Source organism: Paenibacillus massiliensis 2301065 = DSM 16942 (genome assembly GCF_000377505.1).
GTDB lineage: Bacteria > Bacillota > Bacilli > Paenibacillales > Paenibacillaceae > Paenibacillus > Paenibacillus massiliensis.
The window spans coordinates 229,903-252,085 of record NZ_KB898191.1 but is presented as its reverse complement, the minus strand read 5'-3'; the positions used below and the strand labels follow the sequence as shown (position 1 = coordinate 252,085).

The window sequence follows — 22,183 nt, the reverse complement described above, 5'->3', positions numbered from 1 at the left end:
CGAAATCGATCCTGTGCAGACAAGTTATCACACCCTGTTCCTTGTTCGATGCATTCACACTTTAGGTTACTGTAAAAAAGGAGTAAAAGATATCATTCCAGGGTGTAAAAATTTCATAAAAATATGATGAAGGCCTAAAAAACATGAGCATAAACGAGCTCAGGAGGGCGGGGTACGAGGCTTTCGGGGAGAAGCGATCGTTAACGTATTAAAGCTGATTATTGTACTGTAGGGTATGCTGTCCCAATAAAGTATGATGGAGTCTTGTGAGTTATATTTATGGGTTATTATCGTATCCCTTTGAAGAATTTGAATCGTATATTTACAGGAAGAATGTCTGCCGACAACTAGCGGTAGACATTTTTTTATTGACGATATCTACTACTATTCTTTATATTGATAATAATTATCATTATCATTTATGGGCATCGCGCTAGAGACAGATACAGAAATGATGCTGATATGGATCCGGCCGGGTCTTATTCATGAGTGTATATCAAAGTGTATATCAAGTTCGGGAGGGGACAAGATTGGTCAACCGTTGGAAGAAACAGTGGGCAGCAAGTATCGTTACCGCCTTGCTCGTAGGTAACAGCTTGGGTGCTACAGGAATTGGCTTTGCACAAGAGGCAGGGCAAGAATGGACCGGAATATCGGCGTCAGCTTTATCCGAGTTCGGGACGTCATCTACGAATCAGGCAGGAAGGTATGGCTCGGGGGGGCCGTCCTTTAGAACACAACTGGAGACAGGTACTCTGCCGAATAATGGGGCAGCTCTTAAAGCTGTGGGAGAGGTCACTTATGGCACGGATGGCCCAGCAAGTGTGATCAATACGACTTATGAGCCTGGTGGGGAAGTCATCATCATGGTGGAATTGGATGGTGCTCCACTGCTATCGCGTACATCTGCACAGGCGCTTCGCAGCCGAATCAGTTCATTCAGCACCAGCGAGAATAATCTTGAAGTTCAGCATAGAACCGTAAAAAACCGCATCCAAAAGCTTGCTGAGGAGGAGTTCGCAGAGCAGGCGGCGGCTGAAGAGGCACAGACGGAGCCGACCTTGAATCAGCAGGGGTTGATGGGGCAAGCGCTTCGTGAGTCCAAGCTGACTGTTCCTTCTACATCGAGCACTGAGCTTGCAGAAGCGCCTGAAATAGAAGTCCTGTATGACTATTACATGGTTATGAATGCATTCTCCATCAAAGCAGACTACAGTAACCTGGAAGGAATCCAGCAGCTTCCGGGTGTAAAGAATGCCTGGGTTGCTACTACCTATGGCCCCATTGAGCCTGTACAGTCCATCGGCACACTGATGGAGAGCAGCTCTGCAATGATTGGTGCCAATACGGCGAACAGTTCAGGATATACAGGGAAAGGTACGACAGTAGCCGTCGTGGACACAGGGCTGGATTGGAAACATGAGGCCTTCTCCAAGAACATGCCACCAGCACTTACGCTCAAGCACACACGCCAGAAGGTAAGTAACGTGCTAGGTAGTACAAGCATGTCCTCTGGCATTTCCGATGTGGATGCTGTGTACGTGAATGACAAGGTGCCCTATGCGTATGATTATGCGGACAAGGACACGAATGTCATCCCATCCGGGGACCCGGATAATGAGCATGGTACACATGTTGCAGGGATCGTGGCAGCTAACGGTGACCGCTTGAAGGGAGTAGCGCCAGATGCACAGCTCATGATTATGAAAGTATTTGATGACATGAACGGTTCCACGAATGATGCGAGCATCATTGCTGCACTAGAGGATTCGGTAAAACTGGGTGCTGACGTCATTAATATGAGTCTTGGTGCCAATGCAGGTTTCAGCACGGAAGGTGAGGCCAGCAAGGATGAGATGTACGATCGAATCGGAAAGGCTGGCGTCAATCTGGTTGTGGCAGCAGGTAACAGCTACAGCTCTGCCTATGGTAATCAGTCAGGTCAGAACCTGCCGTTCGCGACGGACCCGGACAATTCCATCGTGGCATCACCGTCCACGTACGCTTCTGCACTGTCTGTAGCCAGCATGGCGAATATGACATTGTCGGATGTTCCATACATTGCTGGCGGAGACCGCAAAATTGTATTCAATGATCAGTCTTATGATAGTGATCCCAAAATCCAGGGACTGAATGATACATATGACTATGTTCACGTAGGGTTGGGGAGTACTACGGACATTCAAAACGCTGGAAATCTGAAGGGGAAAATTGCCCTGATCTCACGTGGTGGTGAAATCAGCTTCCAGCAAAAGCTGAACAATGCCTACGCAGCTGGTGCGGTAGCAGTGGTCGTCTATAACAATGTAGCGGGTCAGCTAAAAATGGACATTGGCTCCTATTATATCCCGGCTGTAGCCATCTCACAGAACGACGGAGAATATCTGGCTGGATTGCAGACGAAAAAATTAACACTGAGTGATTCCTTGAAGACAAGCATAACGAATCCAGAAGGCGGTAATATGTCTGCGTTCTCCTCGTGGGGCGTAGCGCCAGACTTGAAGCTGAAGCCTGAGATTACAGCTCCAGGCGAGGGGATCTATTCCACGGTTCTCGGCAATGCCTACAAGAGCATGAGCGGGACTTCCATGGCTTCGCCTCATATTGCAGGTGCAGAAGCTCTGGTGAAGCAATATGTCACGAACACACTGAGCATCACTGATCCGGTGACCCAGGAGAAATTGGTGCATTCCTTACTGATGAGTACAGCTCATCCGGCGAAGGATGCAAGCAGTGGTCAATTCTATTCCCCACGCAAACAGGGTGCTGGTCTGGCAGATGTGACCGGAGCCATTACGACTGGAGCGTACTTGAGCGTAGAGGGCAATGATAGACCGAAGGCCGAGCTGGGAGACGGCAAGAGTGGAAGCTACTCGTTCACCTTCCGCATCCATAGCATCTCTGATGAGGAGTTGAGCTATGAGCTGAATACAGCAGCCTTATCTGAGAATGTAATAACTAGCAACGGCAAGTCTCTGCTGGAACAGAAATCTACGGATTATGCTGGTAATGGCATCAACATTCAATACAGTGGAGCAACTAATGGCAAGGTAACCGTACCTGCTCGAGGAAGCGCAGCGGTTACAGTTACGATTACACTGTCAGATACGATGAAAGCACAATTCAATCGTCAGACACCTAACGGAACTTTTGTAGACGGATTTGTCATGCTGGACGCTGATTCCGGTGTGGATCTTTCGTTGCCTTTCCTGGCCTTCTACGGAGACTGGGGACAGCTGCCGATGCTGGATGGAACTGAATATGGTGATGAAGGCTACTCCATGTTTGGGAGCACGGTATACAATGCATTCCCAGAGCAGGGCAATGTGCTGGGACAAAATCATATTGCCATCGCCAAAGGATTAAACTGGGGAGTGATGCCAGAGAAATTTGCAATCTCTCCACAGAGTCTGGGCAACAGCTCTAAAATCCTGGGTACGAACACGGGACTGCTTCGCAATGCGGAGGATATGAGCTTCACAGTCATGGGTAAAGACGGGCATGTGTATAAGGAAACCAATTATTCACATGTACGCAAGTCCTTGTATTTCCCATCCCTTGATCTGGTAAGCTGGGCGGAAGCGCTGCTCGGTACTTCCCCGACCTTTGATGGATTGGATACGAATAACAGTGAAGTGCCAGAGGGTATGTATACCTACAAGATAGAAGCTACTGCGGCAGGAACGAATGGGCAAGGTAAGGACACATGGAGCTTTGATTTTGCCTATGACAAGACCGGACCTGTGCTGACGGATTACAACATTTATGAAAAGGATGGAAAGACCTTCCTGCAAATGAATATTACAGACAATCACTATATTAGTGGTCTGCAATTGGCTACCCTAGACGGCGGTGCCCTGAGCGATCTGTATCCAATTCGTGATGCGGATGAGAAGCTGGCGGATGGTACCGCTGTAAATAAGGTCACCATGGATATTAGCAACGTTCGTGATACACTGACGCAGAACGGTCTTTCTACGCATAGAATTAAAGTGGACTTGTTCGACTATGCATTGAATTACACTAGTGCAAATATCATACTGGACCCTATTGAGCTCACGGAGCTCACATTGGACAAGACAGAGCTTGCGCTTGTTGTAGGTACAACAGAGGATCTACGAGCGTTCTTCACACCAGCTGAAGCAGAGCAGCCTGTCATTTGGACAACCTCTGATCCTGCAGTGGCTACGGTGGACACACATGGAGCCGTGACTGCTATTGGACCTGGTACAGCGCAGATCACAGCTGAAGCTGGAGGGAAGACGGCGGTGAGTCAGGTGACCGTCACACCAATTGGCAACGAAGGTATTGTATTGAACAGGAAGACCATGACCTTGACCATTGGAGCCAGTCAGACTGTGGTCGCATCGACGAATCCGGAGATTGTAACCGAGCCGATTACCTGGACAAGCTCGGATAGCACGGTAGTCAGCGTAGATGCTAGTGGTGTAGTCAAAGCGCTGACAGCAGGTACGGCTACCATTACAGCTACAGCTTCTGGCAAATCGGCGAGCATCGTCATTACTGTAGAGGACCCGTCACTGGCTGACTACACAATTGTAGATGGCGTGCTGGTAAGCTATCAGGGCGACGGCGGTCACATTGCTATCCCTTCGCAGGTAAGGGAGATCGGCGATTATGTATTTTATTACCGCGATGACATTCTGTCCGTCCGTGTACCTGGAACGGTCAAGAAGATAGGTGCTTATGCGTTCGCAGAGAACTCACACCTAGCTCTGGTTACGCTCGAGGATGGTATCGAGAGCATTGGTGAACGAAGCTTCTATAATTCACTAAAAATCAAGAGCATCGAGGTTCCTGATTCAGTCACGGAGATTGGCGATTACGCGTTTGCAAAACTCGGTTACCTGGTCTCTGCTCATTTAGGAAATGGCATTACCCGGATCAGTAACGGTCTATTCGCAGAAAACGTAAATATGATCACGGTCAATATTCCTGATGGGGTAACAGCTATTGGTGACAGAGCCTTCTATGCAGCCCAAAGTCTGAAAGAGATACAGCTTCCACCAGTGCTGCAGACGATTGGCAATGAAGCCTTCCTTTCTGTAAACATGGACTCGCTGGAGCTGCCGGATACGATGGTGTCTATAGGAGATGCTTCTTTTGCAGGTACCAAAATCGCTACACTGGACTTGGGAAGCGGCCTGCAGACGATTGGGAAATCAGCCTTTATCGAGACACAGCTTGAGAGCCTGAATATCCCGGATAACGTAACAACGGTTGGAGATATGGCGTTTGCTTATATTCCTCGCCTACGTCATGTTGAGATTAGTAAAGGTGTTACCTCACTAGGCAAGCAGGTATTTGACAGCAATGGAAGCTCCAGTCTGAGTAGTATTGAAGTCGATGCCGAGAATCCAGCATACTCAAGTATGGATGGAGTACTGTTTGACAAGCAACAGGACACGCTGGTGCGTTACACCGTAGGACATGGCCGAGACAGCTATGCCATCCCTGAATCGGTAAGCAAAGTGGATGATTATGCGTTCAACTATAGCACGAAGCTGAATTCCATTGATCTTGGGACGACGCTTGCAACAATCGGTGAGTTTGGATTTGCTAATAGCACCAGTATCCGTACGCTTACGATTCCTGATAGTGTGACTGATATTGGACGATCAGCATTCTATCATAATGATGGACTTGAATCCGTTACCGTAGGCAGCGGTGTCACGCACTTGAACCCGTATACTTTTGCTTACAATGCAAACACACGTAATATAGATCTGGGTACTGGTGTCAGAAGCATCGGAGACTATGTATTCCAATACAATAGTAGTCTGGTGGAAATTACGTTCCCAGAGCAAGTAGAGTCATTGGGTGATTTCGTATTATCCAATAATGAGCGATTGTCGGTAATTAACATTGGTAAAGGCGTGACAAAGATCGGTTCGAATCCTTTTGCCAGCTCACGCATGATTACCAGCGTAAATGTGGACCCGGAGAATAAGGCTTATGCCAGTGAGGATGGTGTACTGCTGGATCAAGCACGGACGCTGCTGATTCAATATCCGATTGCCAAGCCGGATGCTGTATACAGTATTCCGTCAACGGTTACCCGGATAAGCAATTATGCGTTCCAGAATGCGAAATTCCTGTCAGAGGTGCAGTTCCCGGAAGGTTTGGAATCCGTCGGAACCTCAGCCTTTAACGGAGTTAATCAACTCAAAGAGGTTACGTTCCCGAATAGCCTGAAGGATATCGGCGTGTTTGCTTTCTCGGATACCGGTATCGAATCTGTCGTACTGGGCAATCAGATCGAGCAAGTGCAGGATTGGGCGTTTGCCTTCTCCAGCCAATTGAAATCTGTTGCTATCCTGGATAGCAATACGACTATTGGTTCCTTTGCTTTCACAGACTCACCACAATTGACGACGGTTGTATTGGGTGAGGGCGTATCGATTCCGGGGTTTGCAGTATTTGATGCGAATGCGGCTACCATTTACGGATGGAAGGGTTCGATGGCTGAGGAGCATGCGATTAATGAAGGAATTCCATTCAAGGTCTATGATCCGATCACGGTGCAGGTGAAGGCCAAACATGAAGATGGAGCTGGAACGATCAGTCTAAGCGCTCAGGCTGAGGGAGGTATTGGAGCCAAATCCTTCTCCTTCCGTGCATGGGATGCACAGACAGAGCAGACAGTGACATTGGATACCTATGCAGGAGCCACTACCTATGAGTGGACCCTTCCTGAGCCAGGCAAGTATACGGTCTATGCCGATGCTAAGGATGAGACAGGTGTCGTTCGATCAGGTGCACGTGAACTGGAGGTCCTGTCATCCGGCCACGTGATCATTTCGACTGTGTCAGCGACACTTACACCAGCGGTACGCAGCTTTAATATCAGCAAGCCTGCTGATGTGAGCACTGCGATCAACTGGAATGACGCACAGAGTGTAACCTTAGCTGTCTATGGCATGAATGAAGGACCTAGCATGAGTGTCACGGACGCTGTGTACAGCAGAAATGAAATGAAACAAGGTCTTGACTACACGATTGACGGAAATACCCTTAACATCAAAGAAGGCTTATTGTCCGCCTTGCATCTTAATGAAGGGGACCAGGTGACTGTCGAATTGTTCTTTGACTTCGGTGACAAGGCTGTGCTGACCATTGAGGCGATCCGTGATACAGAGGTGCCTATCATCTCGGCAGACATCAGCCCTAGAACGGCCACCTTCGACAAGAAGGAGGACAAGCAGCAGGATGTTACGATGAACGTGACCTGGAACGACGCTTCCTCGATTACAGATGTCACCGTAAATGGTGAGTCTATCGGAGAAGGCTCCTATCGGGTGGATGGACAAAGCCTGGTTATCAGCCAAGCATATCTTGCTACGCAGCCTGTAGGAGAGCTAGTCTTGCAGGTACAGTTTGACCAAGGCCAAGCAGCTGCTATCGTAATCTCGATTACCGACTCTAGCAACAACGGAGGAGGTAACAACGGTGGTGGTAATAACGGTGGAGGCAATAATGGCGGAGGTAGCTCAGGAGAAGATATCGGTAGCGAAGCCGGTGGGAACAATAGCGGTACAAGCACAAGTGGAGGTGGAGCTACGACCACAGTCCCAGCAACAGTGCGTGTGCTTGATGCAAGTGGAAATGCGATCACATCGTTCCAGACCCGATTGAATGCGAGCACAGGTCAAGCTACAGTTACGATGGATGCAGATTTCCTTACCAGCGCCTTCGCTGCTACACAAGCGGATGGCAAAGGAATTACAACGGTGAATATCACCATTGAAGCTGAGGGAGCGAAGTCGTATGAGGTAATTTTGCCGGCTAGCTTCCTGACAGCATCGAATGCATCACGAGCGTTACACATCAAGACCAATCTGGCTACAGTTACATTGCCAAGCAATATGCTTCAAGGAACACAAACAGGTGATGCCGAGCAGATTGCGTTATTGCTGAGTCCGGCAGATCATAACCAACTGGATGCAGCTGCACAGGCATGGGTTGGCGATCGTCCGGTAGTCGATATTCTTCTCAGGGTAGGAGATAGAGAACTCGCATGGCAGAACAACCAAGCTGCTGTGAAGGTAGCTATTTCATACACACCTACAGCAGCTGAGCTCGACAATCCAGAATTCATTACCATCCAGTATATTGACGAGTCAGGGCAGGCTACTCCTGTTAGCTCTGGTCGTTATGATGCAGCAACTGGAGAAGTACGCTTTACTACGAATCATTTCAGCAAGTATGCTGTTGCTTATGTCGTGAAATCCTTCCAGGATTTGAACCGTCACGTTTGGGCCAAACAACCGATCGAGGTGCTTGCATCCAAAGGAATTATCCAAGGCACAGCAGCAAATCAATTCTCGCCAGCGAAGCAGATTACTCGTGCAGAATATCTGACTTTGCTAGTTAAGACGCTGGGCTTGACAGCAAACATCGATAGTAACTTTACTGATGTGCAACAAGGTAGCTACTACTACGAGGCTGCTGGAATTTCCAAGCAATTGGGTATTGTAGATGGTATGGGCAACAATGAATTCGGCCCGAATACGCCGATATCCAGACAGGATATGATGGTCATGACGTATAAGGCACTGCGCAAGGCAGATACTCTAACTGCCAATGCAGCCTCGGTAGAAGCCATTCAGGCCTTTAATGATCGTGCAGAGGTTGCTGGCTATGCCGCCGAGGGTGTAGCAACACTTGTACATGAGGGGTTGATCACGGGGGCTGATGGCAAGATTCAGCCTAAATCGCCAACCACCCGCGCAGAGGCTGCTGTATTCCTGTACAGAATTTATAATTTGAATTAAGAGAGAAGAACTTGGTGGCTTAGATTTCCTGAAAATTCAAGTCATTAGGAAAGTACACTAAAGTAACTTAATTAGAAATTGAGCTGCTCCTTGTATATGACTGGTCGGTATATCCGCCACTATATGCAAGGAGTTTTTTTGCGAGAGCTGAAGATGCCTGGTATGCGGGAATGGAGGGAATGGAGACAGACTCAGTTGTCACTGGGAAAACAGATTCATAGCTTACGGCTAGTGCTAATGATGATTGGCAATGAACTGACAAATCCTGTTGGTACAGCTCCCGGACGAAGCGGACTTGCTTGTGTGTATATGGATATTCTCTCCTAAGAACAAGCCCCTTTTCTAAAGTAATGGGCATGAATCTATACCAGCCTTAGACGGTTGACGTAGGATGGATTATCCATTAGGGAGGTGCTTAGTCCACATGAAATGTCATAACCACAATTCCAAATTGAAATGCAGAAAAAAAATCAAGAAAGTATGCAGAGTTAAGAAACACCGCGGAAAGGTAGTAGTACTGAAGAAAAAAGTAATCAAGCCAATATGCCCTCCGCCGATTGTTGAGGTCACTCCGGTTCCAGGCCCACCAGGGCCACAGGGCCCGATTGGGCCAAAAGGGGCTACCGGAGCACAAGGTGTACCTGGAGTACCAGGGGTACCAGGCGTACCAGGCGTACCAGGGGTACCGGGAGTACCCGGTCCAACAGGTGCTACAGGAGCTCGTGGGGCCACAGGCCCGACAGGCCCAACAGGTCCGCAAGGGCCGCAGGGCCCAATAGGTCCGCAAGGCCCACAGGGGGTAACAGGGGCGACAGGAGCAACAGGAGCAACGGGAGCAACAGGAGCAACGGGAGCGACAGGAGCAACGGGAGCGACAGGAGCAACGGGAGCGACAGGAGCCACGGGAGCAACAGGTGCAACGGGAGCAACAGGTGCAACGGGAGCAACAGGAGCAACGGGAGCGACAGGAGCTACGGGAGCAACAGGAGCAACGGGAGCGACAGGAGCGACAGGAGCCACGGGAGCGACAGGTGCAACGGGAGCAACAGGTGCAACGGGAGCAACAGGAGCAACGGGAGCGACAGGAGCTACGGGAGCAACAGGAGCTACGGGAGCGACAGGAGCCACGGGAGCGACAGGTGCAACGGGAGCAACAGGTGCAACGGGAGCAACAGGAGCAACGGGAGCGACAGGAGCTACGGGAGCAACAGGAGCTACGGGAGCGACAGGAGCCACGGGAGCGACAGGTGCAACGGGAGCAACGGGAGCGACAGGAGCAACAGGAGCAACGGGAGCGACAGGTGCAACGGGAGCAACAGGAGCGACAGGAGCAACAGGAGCAACGGGAGCGACAGGTGCAACGGGAGCAACAGGAGCTACGGGAGCGACAGGTGCAACAGGAGCGACAGGTGCAACGGGAGCAACGGGAGCGACAGGTGCAACAGGGGCAACAGGTGCTACGGGAGCAACAGGTGCTACAGGAGGTATTTCTGATTTTGCTTTCTTGTGCAGTACAGCAGAGCAAAACGTAGCAGCCGCCCCAGTGGCAGGTGGGCAAGGTGGCGCGGTGACCTTTACAGACTCGTTGTTAGGCTCGGCTGCCATTACATTTACAGCACCATCCAGCATCAATATCAATACGACGGGCATTTATAGCATTAGCTGGGAAGTGTTCCCGCAAGAGGGCAACACAGCCTTCGGATTGTTCTTCGATCCGGCAGGTGCACCACCTGCAGCTCTGGTATTATGCAGTAACTATGGCTCACAAGCTGGTGATAATCCATACCAAGGGCAAGTGGTGACCGCACTGACTGCAGGAGGGGTATTGACGCTGAACCGTATTGACGATACAGGAACAGTCTTACTGCGTAACCAGATTGGCGGAGGTACACCAACAGTAAGTGCATCTATCGTTATTCAAAGGCTGGCATAGAGACAAACGGCCAACCTGATAATAAAAAGCAAGCCTCGAATGTCCGCTACATTGCGGTACTGTTCGAGGCTTCTTTTTTACTAACCTAGTGCTGGTACCCTTGACCGATACATATTTGATCTGATTAAGGTACTAGGACATGTAAGCTTTGGGAGCACAACGGCGAAATCTATCCTAATCTTAGAGTGTTAGAATATGTCACTAATCATTACATTACTCAGTATCATTCACAATTGAATAGCTCTATAAATCGTGTAGCTGCGCTGGATAAAGGCATGTTCTTCATAATCATGAGACCGACGTGAGAAGGTGGAAGCTGTACATCCAATTGCACCTCGAACAGTGAGCCTTCCTCCAGCTCCTTGGTGACGAATTCCCGGGTAACATAGGAGATGCCCAAGCCCCGCTTGGCAATTTCAATTAACAGATCCACGCTGCCGACCTCAATCTCGGGCCGAATTCGCTGGCCGAAGCTTTCGAACAATTCCGTAATGGCTACCCGGACACGACTGTTGCGTGAGAACAGAATGATGGGATACTCCAACAGCTTGTCCAGAGTTAGGACCTCACCTTTCAGAGCTGCATATTTCTCTCCAGCGACAAAGCAATCCTTTAGCTGTAACGTTTCCTTGACCTCCAGCTGAGGGTCAACGATCGGCATGCGCACAACACCAAGATCGATCTTTCCTTCCTTCAGGAAGGATATCACTTCAGGTGTCGTGCCGTGGTTCAGATGGAGCTTAATGCCCGGATACTTGTGATGAAAGTTCTCAAGATAGGGAAGAATGTAATGCTTGAACAACGAGTCACTGCCACCGATGCGCAGCTCACCGCTTTCGAGCTTTTTGAGTGCAGCCATCTTCTCCTCTGCCAGGGAGATGAAGATCTGGGATTGCTCGATATAGGAATACAAGACGTTACCTTCCTGAGTCAGCTCTACACCCTTGGCATTTCGGTTGAAGAGGGTCATTCCGAAGCTATTCTCCAGCTGCTTGATCGCATGACTTACGCTAGGTTGCGTCAGATACAACGCTTTGGCGGCTTGAGTCAAGCTTCCGGTCTTGGCTGCCCAGTAGAATACTTTGTATAGCTCATAATTATTGTTCATAGACCTGATCTATAGCTCCTCTTAAATTTATCAATTACATGTATGGCTTCTGATCGTATTATAGTGTAGTTATCCAAAAGAAGCCAGAGCTTGCATGGCAACTCTGTTGAAAGGAGTAAGGAAAATGGATCCAACGACATTTATACTGTTTGGCGCGACAGGGGATCTTGCCAAGCGTAAAATATACCCAGCCTTGTACGAGTTATTCCTACAAGAGAAGCTTCCCCATTCATTTTCCTTAATTGGATTAGGAAGAACCGAGCTCACAGATGAAGTTTTTCAACATAACGTAGAGCAGTCGATTCATAATTTTGCAAGAAGCCAAGCAGACGATGCTGCATTGAAGCGATTCTTGCAGGTCTTTCGCTACAATGTATTGAATATAGGAAACGTAGAAGACTACGTGCAGTTGCTTAAGCGTGTGGAGAAGAGAGAGGAAGAGCTGGGGCTAACACCGAACCGCCTGTTCTATCTGTCCGTGGGGCCTGAGTTCTTTGAGCCGATTGCGGAGAACATTCAAGCAAGTGGTCTTGGCTCAGCTAACGGATGGAAGCGTCTCGTGATTGAGAAGCCGTTCGGACATGATCTGCCATCTGCTCGCCAATTAAATGAGAAGTTGAGCAGTGCTTTCCGCGAGGATGAGATTTATCGCATTGACCATTATCTCGGCAAGCCTATGGTGCAAAGACTGGAGTCTCTGCATCAGACGAATCCGGTGCTGCAGGCGCTATGGAACAACCATCACATAGCAAATGTGCAAATAACGGCCAATGAAACGGTAGGTGTGGAGACCCGAGCGGGTTACTACGATCATGTGGGTGCGATCCGGGACATGTTCCAGAACCATATGCTGCAACTGCTCATGATGACGGCTATTCAGCTTCCACATAATAGTGGTGCTGATCGTGTGCGTGCCAAGAAGAAGAAGGTGATCGAGGCTCTCGTTCCGGTGCAAAAGCATGAGGTAGGGTTAAGTATTATCCGTGGTCAGTACACGGAGGGTGCCATTCAGGGCAAGCCAGTTCCAGACTATCGCTCTGAACCTGGTATTGCACCAGAGTCCATGAATGATACCTTTATCGCAGCTCGTCTACAGATTGATGATTATTTCTGGCGTGGTGTTCCCTTCTATATTCGTACAGGCAAGCGCCTGAAGGAGAAATCTACGCGCATTGTTATCGAATTCAAGGAGCCACTTAAGCAGACGGGTACAGAGCAGGGTGATATCGCTCCTAATCTGCTGATTGTCGAGATGAGTCCAGATGAGCGAATTACGCTACAGCTGAACACACCAGATCCACAAGGAAATGGCAAGCTGAAGCCGATACACATTGATCTGCATCCGAAGGATGGCGTGCTGCCAGAGGCATATGAAAGTCTGATCTGTGATGCAATGCAAGGGAATCCAACCTTCTTCGCACATTGGGATGAGGTTGAGATGTCCTGGGCTTGGGTACAGCCTGTGCTTGAAGCCTTTGCTGACAACCAGGTTCCACTTTACATGTATCCTGCTGGTTCTTACGGACCAGCTGAATCCGATGCGCTATTGGCACAGGATGGGTACCACTGGTGGTTCGACGAGAAGGAGACGGATACTCCGGCTTCGGCTGAATCACGTAAGGAAGTTGTTCTTGAACACTAATAAAATACACCAAATGGAGGTCGTTTACGTATGAAGTTTTTCATTGACACAGCTAATGTGGAAGCTATCAAGACTGCTCATAAAATCGGTGTTTTGTCTGGTGTAACAACAAATCCTTCGCTCGTGGCGAAGGAGGGTGTGAAATTCGAGGATCGCATTGCTGAAATTCTGCAGGCCGTTCCCGATGTGGAATCTGTCTCTGCCGAAGTAACGCCGAACGCGATTACGGCAGAAGAGATGATTGCCGAGGCGAACGAACTGATCAAGATCAATAATAATGATAAAAATATTACTATCAAGCTGCCGATGACATTGGCTGGATTGGAAGCCTGCCGTTACCTCACTCAAAAGGGTGTGAAGACCAACGTAACCTTGATCTTCACTGTGAACCAGGCATTGCTGGCGGCGCGTGCAGGTGCGACTTACGTATCTCCGTTCCTGGGGCGTCTGGATGATATCTCTGAGGATGGGGTACAGCTGGTAGCGAAGGTTGCCGAGTTGTTCCGCGTGCATCAGTTGGATACGCAGATCATTGCAGCTTCCGTTCGCCATCCGGACCACGTTACCCGCGTAGCCCTGGCAGGAGCACATATTGCAACCGTACCTTTCACAGTCATCGAGCAGATCGCCAAGCATCCGCTGACCGATCAAGGCTTGGAAAAATTCGCAGCAGATTGGGCTAAGACAACTCAATAATCGCAGCAATTCATTGGAGGCAAACAAGACATGAGTAAACAACAAATTGGTGTAATTGGACTCGCAGTCATGGGTAAAAACCTTGCCCTGAATATTGAGAGCAGAGGCTTCACAGTCTCCGTGTATAACCGTTCCCGTGAGAAGACGGATGCCCTCGTGCAGGAAGCCGCAGGCAAACAGCTGCTTCCGACATATAGTATTGAAGAATTCGTGGCCTCCTTGGAGGTTCCACGCAAGATTCTGATCATGGTGCAAGCGGGACAAGGAACAGATGCTACGATTGATTCCCTGGTTCCTCATCTGGAGCCAGGCGATATCATCATTGACGGAGGTAACGCTCACTTCCCAGATACACAACGTCGTAGTAAGGATCTGGAAGCGAAGGGCTTCCGCTTCATCGGCGCAGGTGTGTCGGGTGGGGAAGAAGGAGCGCTTAAAGGACCAGCAATTATGCCAGGCGGACAGAAGAGTGCCTATGAACTGGTAGAGCCTATACTGACAGCCATCTCCGCCAAAGTGGGTGAAGATGCGTGCTCCACTTACATTGGACCAGATGGCGCAGGCCATTATGTGAAGATGGTGCATAACGGTATTGAGTATGGAGATATGCAATTGATCGGAGAAGCCTATCATTTGCTCAAGGATGTACTAGGTGTTAGCTCCTCCGAGCTGCATGAAATCTTCAGCGAATGGAACAAGGGAGAGCTGGACAGCTATCTGATCGAGATTACAGCGGATATCTTCTCCAAGACAGACCCAGACACGGGCAAGCCAATGGTTGATGTGATCCTCGATTCTGCTGGTCAGAAAGGTACGGGTAAATGGACTAGCCAAAGCTCTCTGGATCTGGGCGTCCCACTGTCCATCATTACAGAGTCAGTCTTCTCCCGCTTTATTTCGGCGTTGAAGGAAGAGCGTGTGGCAGCCAGCAAGAAGCTGAGTGGCCCGGCAGCGAGCAGCTTTGATGGTGATCGTGAAGAATTCATCGAAGCCGTTCGCAAGGCACTGTATGCCAGCAAGATTGCTTCCTATGCACAAGGTTTTGCTCAAATGAGAGCAGCTTCCGACACGTATGATTGGAATCTGGACTACGGATCTATCGCTATGATCTTCCGTGGTGGATGCATCATTCGTGCTGGCTTCCTGCAGAACATCAAGGATGCGTATGACCGTGAGCCTGGGCTGAAGAACCTGTTCCTTGATCAATACTTTGGCAAAATCGTAGATGATTATCAGGATGCTTGGAGAAAAGTAATTGCGATTGCGGTTACCCGTGGTATTCCGGTTCCTGCCTTTGCTTCGGCACTGGCATACTATGATAGCTATCGCACAGAACGTCTGCCGGCCAACCTGCTGCAGGCGCAACGTGACTACTTTGGAGCGCATACGTTCCAGCGTGTGGATAAGGAAGGTACGTTCCACCATCAATGGATGTAATTGTTCAACACGACCACGTCACAGAGCAACTGCGATGATGGATTGTGAATGGGGCAAGCAAAGCTTGATAATTAATAAATGATAGAAACAGCAAAAAGCACTCTGTGTAGTACGTAAATTCAAGGTTTTCCTTGATCTTACGACTACCGGAGTGCTTTTTGCTAATCCTTAATCATCCAGGGAATAGCTCTTATGTAGATAAGCTCGGCCACAAGTTCTACCATGGTCTGGGTCACAATTACAGCTGCAGCGATCGTACCCCATTCTCCTGGCAATGCCAGAGCCAAGGGGAGTACGACCAACGAATTACGCGTGCTGGAGCTGAAGAGCAGCGCTCTTCCTGCACCCGATTCGAGTCGGAAGCAACGAGCGATGAGACTTGAACAGATAGGCATCAGGACATGAAATAGCATATAGATTGGCAGAATCTGAAGAATGAGATGCAGATCACCCTTCAGCTTGGGAAGCTGTGAAGCAGCTACCACAAACAGTGTCAAGGCCATAAAAGGAACGGGGAGCCAGGCACTGATAGCGATGCCTCGCACTCCATTCTGCGACCTTCTAGCCCAAGCTTGAAGGAGCACAGCCAACAGGCAAGGAATGACAATCAGGTACACAAAGGCCTCAATAAAAGGCCCCAGTTGCATCAGACCTGACATCTGTTCTCCCAGGAAGAGGTACAGATACACTGGAAGTAGTACAATTTGAATGATGAAAAGTACAGGAGTTGCGGTCAAGATGTATACTACATTGCCTCGCGCCATTTGCGTAAACATAATAACATAGTCGATGCACGGAGCGAGTAACACCAGGCATATTCCAGTTAACACGGGAACTGGTAGAGTGGGAAAGCATTGCAATATGGCCCAGACCACGATCGGTACCAGTACAAAATTGGATAACAGTAGCGCAATCAGGAAACGGGGACTTGCGAATGCTTCTTTACGTTGCAGGAATGGGATCTGGGTAAACATGGAGTAGAGCAGGAGGGCAATGATCGGTGAGATCAGAGATTCCAATACGCTATTTACAGCGGGGTTGGCAAGGCCCAGGCCAACACCCAGCACCAAGGCTCCCGCATATATGGAAATCTGATGCTTTTCGAGCTGTTCTCTAGCTAACACAGTAGTAGTCCTCCCTTCTTCTGGAATCATTATAGCATGTTGACCAAGAAGGAGGGAGGAACCGAGTTAATCACCTAGATTCACGTGTTAGGATAAAATGAACACGTTTTCATTTTGGGGGTCATAGGCTTTCAATCATTCTGGCTCTGCCGGATAGCTGTGACTGTATAACTTCATAGTCCTAACTTAAAGCACTAACTCAAGGCTCTAACTCAAAGCTCTAACTCAAAGCTCTAACTCAAAGCTCTAACTCAAATTCTAACTGTTTGTTGTAACTGCGCAATATTGATTTGTAAATCTATATGCTGTGCCTTGAATTGCTGGTCTGTACTTTGGAGTTAAGGCAGAGGCTTGGAGAGAGTATAGTAGCCGCTGTCGGATGCGAGCTGCAGTAGGTTGCGTGCATATGCGCCTGCCCAAGCATATCCATGACGGCGCTCTTCACTGATTTGCAGAATATCGTAATATTTCTGACCGTCCCGATCTGCGAAGAACTGTTTGTTGTCATCTACATTATAAAAGCGATACCATATGACGCTGGATGGATCATTCACGAAATAATCCGGGCCCCGGCGTACATATTGGGTACCGTCAACACGGACACTGTCGTACCACTTAAGCGCTGCTTGAGCGGCCTGCCGAACTTCTGGAGTCTGCGGTCTGGACATGAGGAAAGCCACGATGCCTACAGATTCACCCCCTGATTTGGACGGCAATTCATAGGCACGCCCTGCAACTGGAGCAAAAGTAACCGGATCATGCTGTGCACACCATACCGTCCGTACTCCATTGTTGACAATCTGCGATTTTAGAATGTAATCCACGCCTTTATTCAAGGCCGTATTCAGATTGTTGCGCTGGGTGCTGGTGAGCAGGTTGTTGTTGCTAAATTCTCCCCTGCGGTTAACTATGTCATCAATGAGCACCATTACGCGAACCATGGCATCATCATTGAAGGTCACAGCATCAGAATAGTTGCCACGCTTCGGAAAGACCTGTGGGAATCCACCAGAGGAATATTGCATACCGATAATGAAATCCACGGCTTTGCGCATGCTTGTTCTATACGCTTCATTGCCTGTCTGATTGTACATGTAGGCCAAGAAACGGATTTCTGCTACAGTGGCCTTGTTGTCAATTGTTCCAAGCTCGACCCCAGAGGCCACCCAACCTGACTTGGCTTCAGAGCCATTCCACGGCTTTTTGTATTGTTCCAGCATATCCTTGTAGAACCCACCATGAGGCATTTGCCAGGTCAGGATATTGTTGGCTAATGTGGTATCGGTGCTCAGATTGCCACTTATAAAATTACTAATATCTCTGTGCTTATTCAACAAACTGTCGGTGTTTACAGCAGCAAGTGAGAGATCTGTAGCCGCAATGGTGGTCTCGCTAGGGGATGTCTGCCCAGCCAAGGAAGCATCAGCCGAGATGACACCAACAGGGAGTGTTCCCAAGATTAATCCAGCCGTAAGGCATGGCAGCATGAACTTTTTGAACGAATGATTCGACATAAAGTACCTCCTGCTACAAGTATTTTGGAAGTCTCAAGCGTGGATGATACTAACGAACAGACATCCATGGAACAATGGTTCCTGGTTCAGTAGTTCATCTAACTTTTATGACTCAATTAAATCAAAGAGTTTAATCAGTTAAAATGTAAGCGATTACAAATGTAACTAAAAAATAAAACGCTCAGTCCCTCCTCTCCATGAGAAAACATTAAATGAATTAAAGTTTTCAATGAATGGAAAAAACAACCACGCCACAACGCTTATAATGTACCTTCTTATGAGCATTCTTGTCAAGTAACTATTTGGATGAATGACAACAAATTAAGAACTTATTACCATAATATATGCGCAAAATTTAAGAATTGAGGCTTCTTTTTTACAGATCACCTATGCTTCTGGGAACATATGGTGTGGATATGATGTTTAATGCTCGTTTATGACTGTTTAGTGGAATAATATGCTCAATTAAACCTGAAAATAGCTATTTACTTTTGATGTAACCGCTATTATAATCACAAATGAGCACAAAGAATCATAAATGATCATTTTGTTGAGAAGCTCTTATTGCAATGTTGATGGGTTCCTTTATAGAACGAATTGCTATGAAATGGTCGTAAAATGAAGAAGCTATTCTGGTTGTAAATGTATGAAGAACAGGGCGGAAGACACATTCTAAGACTCTAAAGGGATTTAGCAGCCTGCATAGGAGTGCTTTTCGACCGAATCGGGGTGGTCCTAGATGTTGTATGAGGAAGAAAGGAAGCCGAGACTGCTTCAATATATTCAACAAAACCAGCGGGCATCCGTACAGGTGCTAAGCGAGGTGTTTCAAGTATCCGAGTCTACGATCCGCCGGGATCTGAAGGAGCTTGAAGAAGCTCAGCTTCTTAAGCGAACTCATGGTGGAGCAGTATCCTTGGAGAGTGCGAACATCGAGCCCGCCATCATTGATAAGGAAGATTTATTCCGTGAGGAAAAGGCTGCTATTGCTCGTGAAGCCGCGGAACTCATTCGACCCGGTGATACTTTGCTGCTCGATGCAGGTACGACTACGCTTCATTTGGCCCGCGAAATTCGCCGAATGACAGATATTCGTGTGGTCACCAATTCTTTGCTTGTGCTGAATGAGCTCAAGGATTGCCGAGACATTGAGGTATCACTGACCGGCGGGATGCTTCGCCCGGAGACACAGGCTTTTGTTGGCCCCATCACCGAGGCTGCGCTGGACATGATCCGAGTAGACAAAGCCTTCATTGCCATGAATGGTATTGATGCACGGGCGGGGCTGACGACACCGAATATGGTCGAGGCGGCGGCCAAGCGCAAGATGATGGATATTGCGAATGAGGTCGTGTTATTAGCAGATCATAGTAAGTTTGGCAAAGTGGCCTTCGCCAAGGTAGCTGAGCTAAGTCAGGTACATCATGGTATTTTCGACAAAGAGGTGCCGGAGAACAGTATTCTGGCCATGCGAAAGCTAGGCATTGTGGTAACCATCGTATGATGCTTTGTGCGAAGGTAGGAGATTACAGAGCTTTGAAGGTAGGAGATTATAGAGCTTTATGGAAAGGAGTCAGCACAGGTGAAGAACAAAGTCCTAACCGTGACCTTGAATCCTGCACTTGACAAGACGGTTACGCTGCCGGGGTTTCAGGTTGGCGGATTGAATCGTATTGAGGAGATGCGAGTAGACGCAGGGGGCAAAGGCATAAATGTAGCCAAAGTGCTGAAGAGCTTCAATGAACCTGTTGTGGCTACAGGCTTTGCAGGAGGATATGCAGGTACTCAGCTTCTGGATCGACTTCAGGTCATGAGGATAGAGCAGGCTTTTGTGAAGGTAGAGGGAGAGACTCGCACCAATCTGAAGATCGTGGATTCCGAGAGCAAGGTGACCACGGAAGTGAATGAACGTGGAAACGGTATTACGGCGGAGGAAGCAAGTACATTCCATACTCAACTTGAGCGTCTACTAGGAGAGGTTGGGGTGCTTGTCCTTGGAGGAAGTCTACAGCCAGGAATGCCAGAGGATACCTATAGACAGATTGGTGAGCTGGCCAAGTCCAAGGGAGTCAAGACGATTCTGGATGCTGACGGCGAAGCCTTCAGGCAGGGGCTACAAGCCATACCGTTCGCTGTCAAGCCGAATATTCACGAGCTGGAGCAGCTGGTAGGCAAGCCGCTTGATTCCGATGATGCTGTTATTCAAGCCTGCCAAAGTCTACTGGAGCAGGGGATTGAGTGGGTCGTGGTGTCGATGGGTGGTGATGGATCTATTCTGGTAAGTGCTGATGAAGTGATCCGAGCCCGCCCCTTCCCGATTGTGCCTCAGAGTACGGTCGGAGCAGGAGATTCAATGGTAGCTGCCATCTCGGCTTGTCTGCTGCATAATCGCTCGTTGCTTACGACAGCCAGATGGGCGACAGCAGCAGGAAGTATTACTGCTTCCAAGCCAGGCACAGAGGTGTGTACCTTGGCAGAAGTGGAGTCCCATCTGGAAGCGGTTGATATTCAAGTAATTCATAATGCGAAAAAAGGGTGAATGAATAATGAAAAAGCTGTTAGCTGTTACGGCTTGTCCAACGGGTATTGCCCATACGTATATGGCTGCTGAATCCATTCAGAAGGCTGCCAATGAGAAAAATGTCCAAATTAAAGTAGAGACACGTGGTGCGGTCGGCGTAGAGAACGGACTTACTCCTGAAGAGATCGCTGAAGCACATGCCATCATTATTGCCGCAGATACCGATGTTGATGAAAGTCGCTTTGAAGGCAAGCCTGTCGTTAAAGTACCTGTAGCACAAGGGATTAAGATTCCGGGAGAATTGATTGAGCAAGCTCTTGCCAAGGAAGCCACTGCACCTGTAGCGTCCTCGTCTGCTGGTAAGGAGAAAAGCTCTGCAGAGACCAAAGCTTCATCTGGCAACAGCATTTATAAGAACCTTATGAATGGTGTATCCAACATGCTTCCGCTCGTAGTGGCAGGTGGACTTATCATTGCCCTGTCCTTCCTGTGGGGAATTAATCCTCCAGAAGGAAGCCTGGGCGCATCCCTTGGGGCGATTGGTGGCGCGGCCATGGGTCTGATGATCCCAATCCTCGCTGGTTTTATTGCCTTCTCGATCGCAGGTAAATCAGGTCTTGCACCGGGATTAGTTGGTGGCGTGATGGCGGGTTCGCTAGGTGCTGGCTTCCTCGGCGGTATTATTGCTGGTTTCCTGGCAGGTTACGTCGTGAAATTCCTGATCAAGGTAATCAAGCTTCCTAAGTCCTTCGAGGGCTTGAAGCCAATTCTTTTGATACCACTGCTGTCCGTGCTGATCGTAGGTCTGTTGATGCATTATGTCATCGGTACACCTTTGGCTGCGCTCATGGGAGCGTTGACAAGCTGGCTGCAATCCATGGGTTCTGTCAACGCTGTTCTGCTGGGTGCCGTGCTTGGTGCGATGATGGCTATTGATATGGGTGGTCCATTCAACAAGACAGCTTATACGTTCGCTGTAGGTCTGCTGGGGAGTGGCGTGTTTGGCCCAATGGCAGCAGTTATGGCAGCTGGTATGACTCCTCCACTGGGTATCTGGCTGGCAACGGTTATGGCACCTAAGAAATTTACGACAGAAGAGCGTGGTGCTGGTAAAGTAGCGGGCTTCCTCGGATTGTCCTTTATCACGGAAGGCGCTATTCCATTCGGTGCGGCTGATCCGCTCCGTATGATTCCAGCATTCATGGTTGGTTCAGGAGTTGCTGGTGCCTTGTCCATGGCCTTCGGTGCTGCACTTCGTGCGCCACATGGCGGGATCTTCGTCATGGCGATTCCGAATGCAATCACCAATGTATTGCTGTATGCTCTGGCTATTGTTATCGGTACTGTAGTAACTGCCGTGCTTGTAAATATCCTGAAACGGAATAAAATCACGGTCTAACAGCTCATAATGAT

At 48.8% G+C, this 22,183-nt stretch carries 12 protein-coding genes; 9 read left to right on the top strand and 3 right to left on the bottom strand.

Annotated elements, in window-relative coordinates; genetic code table 11:
• Positions 1–530 precede the first annotated feature (530 nt).
• The 3 genes from D328_RS0115745 (at position 531) to D328_RS31565 (ending at position 10,728) form a co-directional block, all read left to right on the top strand.
• Positions 531–8,795 carry a leucine-rich repeat protein gene (locus tag D328_RS0115745; protein WP_026281218.1) on the top strand — a complete coding sequence of 2,755 codons (8,265 nt, stop codon included), beginning with the start codon at positions 531–533 and terminating at the stop codon, positions 8,793–8,795.
• Between the two features lie 138 nt (positions 8,796–8,933).
• Positions 8,934–9,122 carry a hypothetical protein gene (locus tag D328_RS0115740; RefSeq protein ID WP_018885984.1) on the top strand — a complete coding sequence of 63 codons (189 nt, stop codon included), beginning with the start codon at positions 8,934–8,936 and terminating at the stop codon, positions 9,120–9,122.
• A 97-nt stretch (positions 9,123–9,219) separates the two neighbouring features.
• Positions 9,220–10,728: a collagen-like triple helix repeat-containing protein gene (locus tag D328_RS31565; RefSeq protein WP_018885983.1), complete on the top strand. Its 1,509-nt coding sequence runs from the start codon at positions 9,220–9,222 to the stop codon at positions 10,726–10,728.
• Between the two features lie 223 nt (positions 10,729–10,951).
• Here the strand turns inward: D328_RS31565 and D328_RS0115730 are convergent, their stop codons facing one another.
• Positions 10,952–11,836: a LysR family transcriptional regulator gene (locus tag D328_RS0115730; RefSeq protein WP_018885982.1), complete on the bottom strand. Its 885-nt coding sequence runs from the start codon at positions 11,834–11,836 to the stop codon at positions 10,952–10,954.
• Between the two features lie 124 nt (positions 11,837–11,960).
• Here D328_RS0115730 and zwf point away from each other — a divergent pair, with 124 nt between their 5' ends.
• The 3 genes from zwf to gndA are packed head-to-tail and all read left to right on the top strand — an operon-like array spanning position 11,961 to position 15,611.
• Positions 11,961–13,478, top strand: coding sequence for a glucose-6-phosphate dehydrogenase (zwf, locus tag D328_RS0115725; RefSeq protein WP_018885981.1), 1,518 nt, complete (start codon positions 11,961–11,963; stop codon positions 13,476–13,478).
• A 30-nt stretch (positions 13,479–13,508) separates the two neighbouring features.
• Entirely contained in the window at positions 13,509–14,174 is a 666-nt protein-coding gene (fsa, locus tag D328_RS0115720; protein ID WP_018885980.1) for a fructose-6-phosphate aldolase, read from the top strand.
• 30 nt (positions 14,175–14,204) lie between these two features.
• Positions 14,205–15,611 carry an NADP-dependent phosphogluconate dehydrogenase gene (gndA, locus tag D328_RS0115715; RefSeq protein WP_018885979.1) on the top strand — a complete coding sequence of 469 codons (1,407 nt, stop codon included), beginning with the start codon at positions 14,205–14,207 and terminating at the stop codon, positions 15,609–15,611.
• 161 nt (positions 15,612–15,772) lie between these two features.
• Here gndA and D328_RS0115710 read toward each other — a convergent pair whose 3' ends face one another.
• Together D328_RS0115710 and pelA are read right to left on the bottom strand one after the other, a co-directional pair.
• On the bottom strand, positions 15,773–16,735 hold the full coding sequence (locus tag D328_RS0115710) for an arsenic resistance protein (RefSeq protein ID WP_018885978.1): 963 nt from the start codon (positions 16,733–16,735) through the stop codon (positions 15,773–15,775).
• Positions 16,736–17,073: 338 nt separating this feature from the next.
• Entirely contained in the window at positions 17,074–18,249 is a 1,176-nt protein-coding gene (gene pelA / locus D328_RS0115705; RefSeq protein WP_018885977.1) for a pectate lyase, read from the bottom strand.
• 739 nt (positions 18,250–18,988) lie between these two features.
• On the opposite strand from pelA, the gene D328_RS0115700 reads away from it, so the two are divergent.
• The 3 genes from D328_RS0115700 (at position 18,989) to D328_RS0115690 (ending at position 22,169) form a co-directional block, all read left to right on the top strand.
• The gene (locus D328_RS0115700; RefSeq protein WP_018885976.1) at positions 18,989–19,753 is read left to right on the top strand and encodes a DeoR/GlpR family DNA-binding transcription regulator; all 765 of its coding nucleotides are present in this window, start codon (positions 18,989–18,991) and stop codon (positions 19,751–19,753) included.
• Positions 19,754–19,831: 78 nt separating this feature from the next.
• The gene (gene pfkB, locus D328_RS0115695) at positions 19,832–20,788 is read left to right on the top strand and encodes a 1-phosphofructokinase (RefSeq protein ID WP_018885975.1); all 957 of its coding nucleotides are present in this window, start codon (positions 19,832–19,834) and stop codon (positions 20,786–20,788) included.
• Positions 20,789–20,795: 7 nt separating this feature from the next.
• Complete coding sequence (locus tag D328_RS0115690) at positions 20,796–22,169, top strand: PTS fructose transporter subunit IIC (RefSeq protein ID WP_018885974.1); 1,374 nt, start codon at positions 20,796–20,798, stop codon at positions 22,167–22,169.
• Positions 22,170–22,183 lie beyond the last annotated feature (14 nt).

Bases quoted from the DNA above. Each gene is read 5' to 3' on its own strand.
- D328_RS31565 (WP_018885983.1), top strand. From the start codon at position 9,220: ATGAAATGTCATAACCACAATTCCAAATTGAAATGCAGAAAAAAAATC.
- fsa (WP_018885980.1), top strand. From the start codon at position 13,509: ATGAAGTTTTTCATTGACACAGCTAATGTGGAAGCTATCAAGACTGCT.
- D328_RS0115700 (WP_018885976.1), top strand. From the start codon at position 18,989: ATGTTGTATGAGGAAGAAAGGAAGCCGAGACTGCTTCAATATATTCAA.
- zwf (WP_018885981.1), top strand. From the start codon at position 11,961: ATGGATCCAACGACATTTATACTGTTTGGCGCGACAGGGGATCTTGCC.
- pelA (WP_018885977.1), bottom strand. From the start codon at position 18,249: ATGTCGAATCATTCGTTCAAAAAGTTCATGCTGCCATGCCTTACGGCT.
- D328_RS0115690 (WP_018885974.1), top strand. From the start codon at position 20,796: ATGAAAAAGCTGTTAGCTGTTACGGCTTGTCCAACGGGTATTGCCCAT.
- D328_RS0115730 (WP_018885982.1), bottom strand. From the start codon at position 11,836: ATGAACAATAATTATGAGCTATACAAAGTATTCTACTGGGCAGCCAAG.
- gndA (WP_018885979.1), top strand. From the start codon at position 14,205: ATGAGTAAACAACAAATTGGTGTAATTGGACTCGCAGTCATGGGTAAA.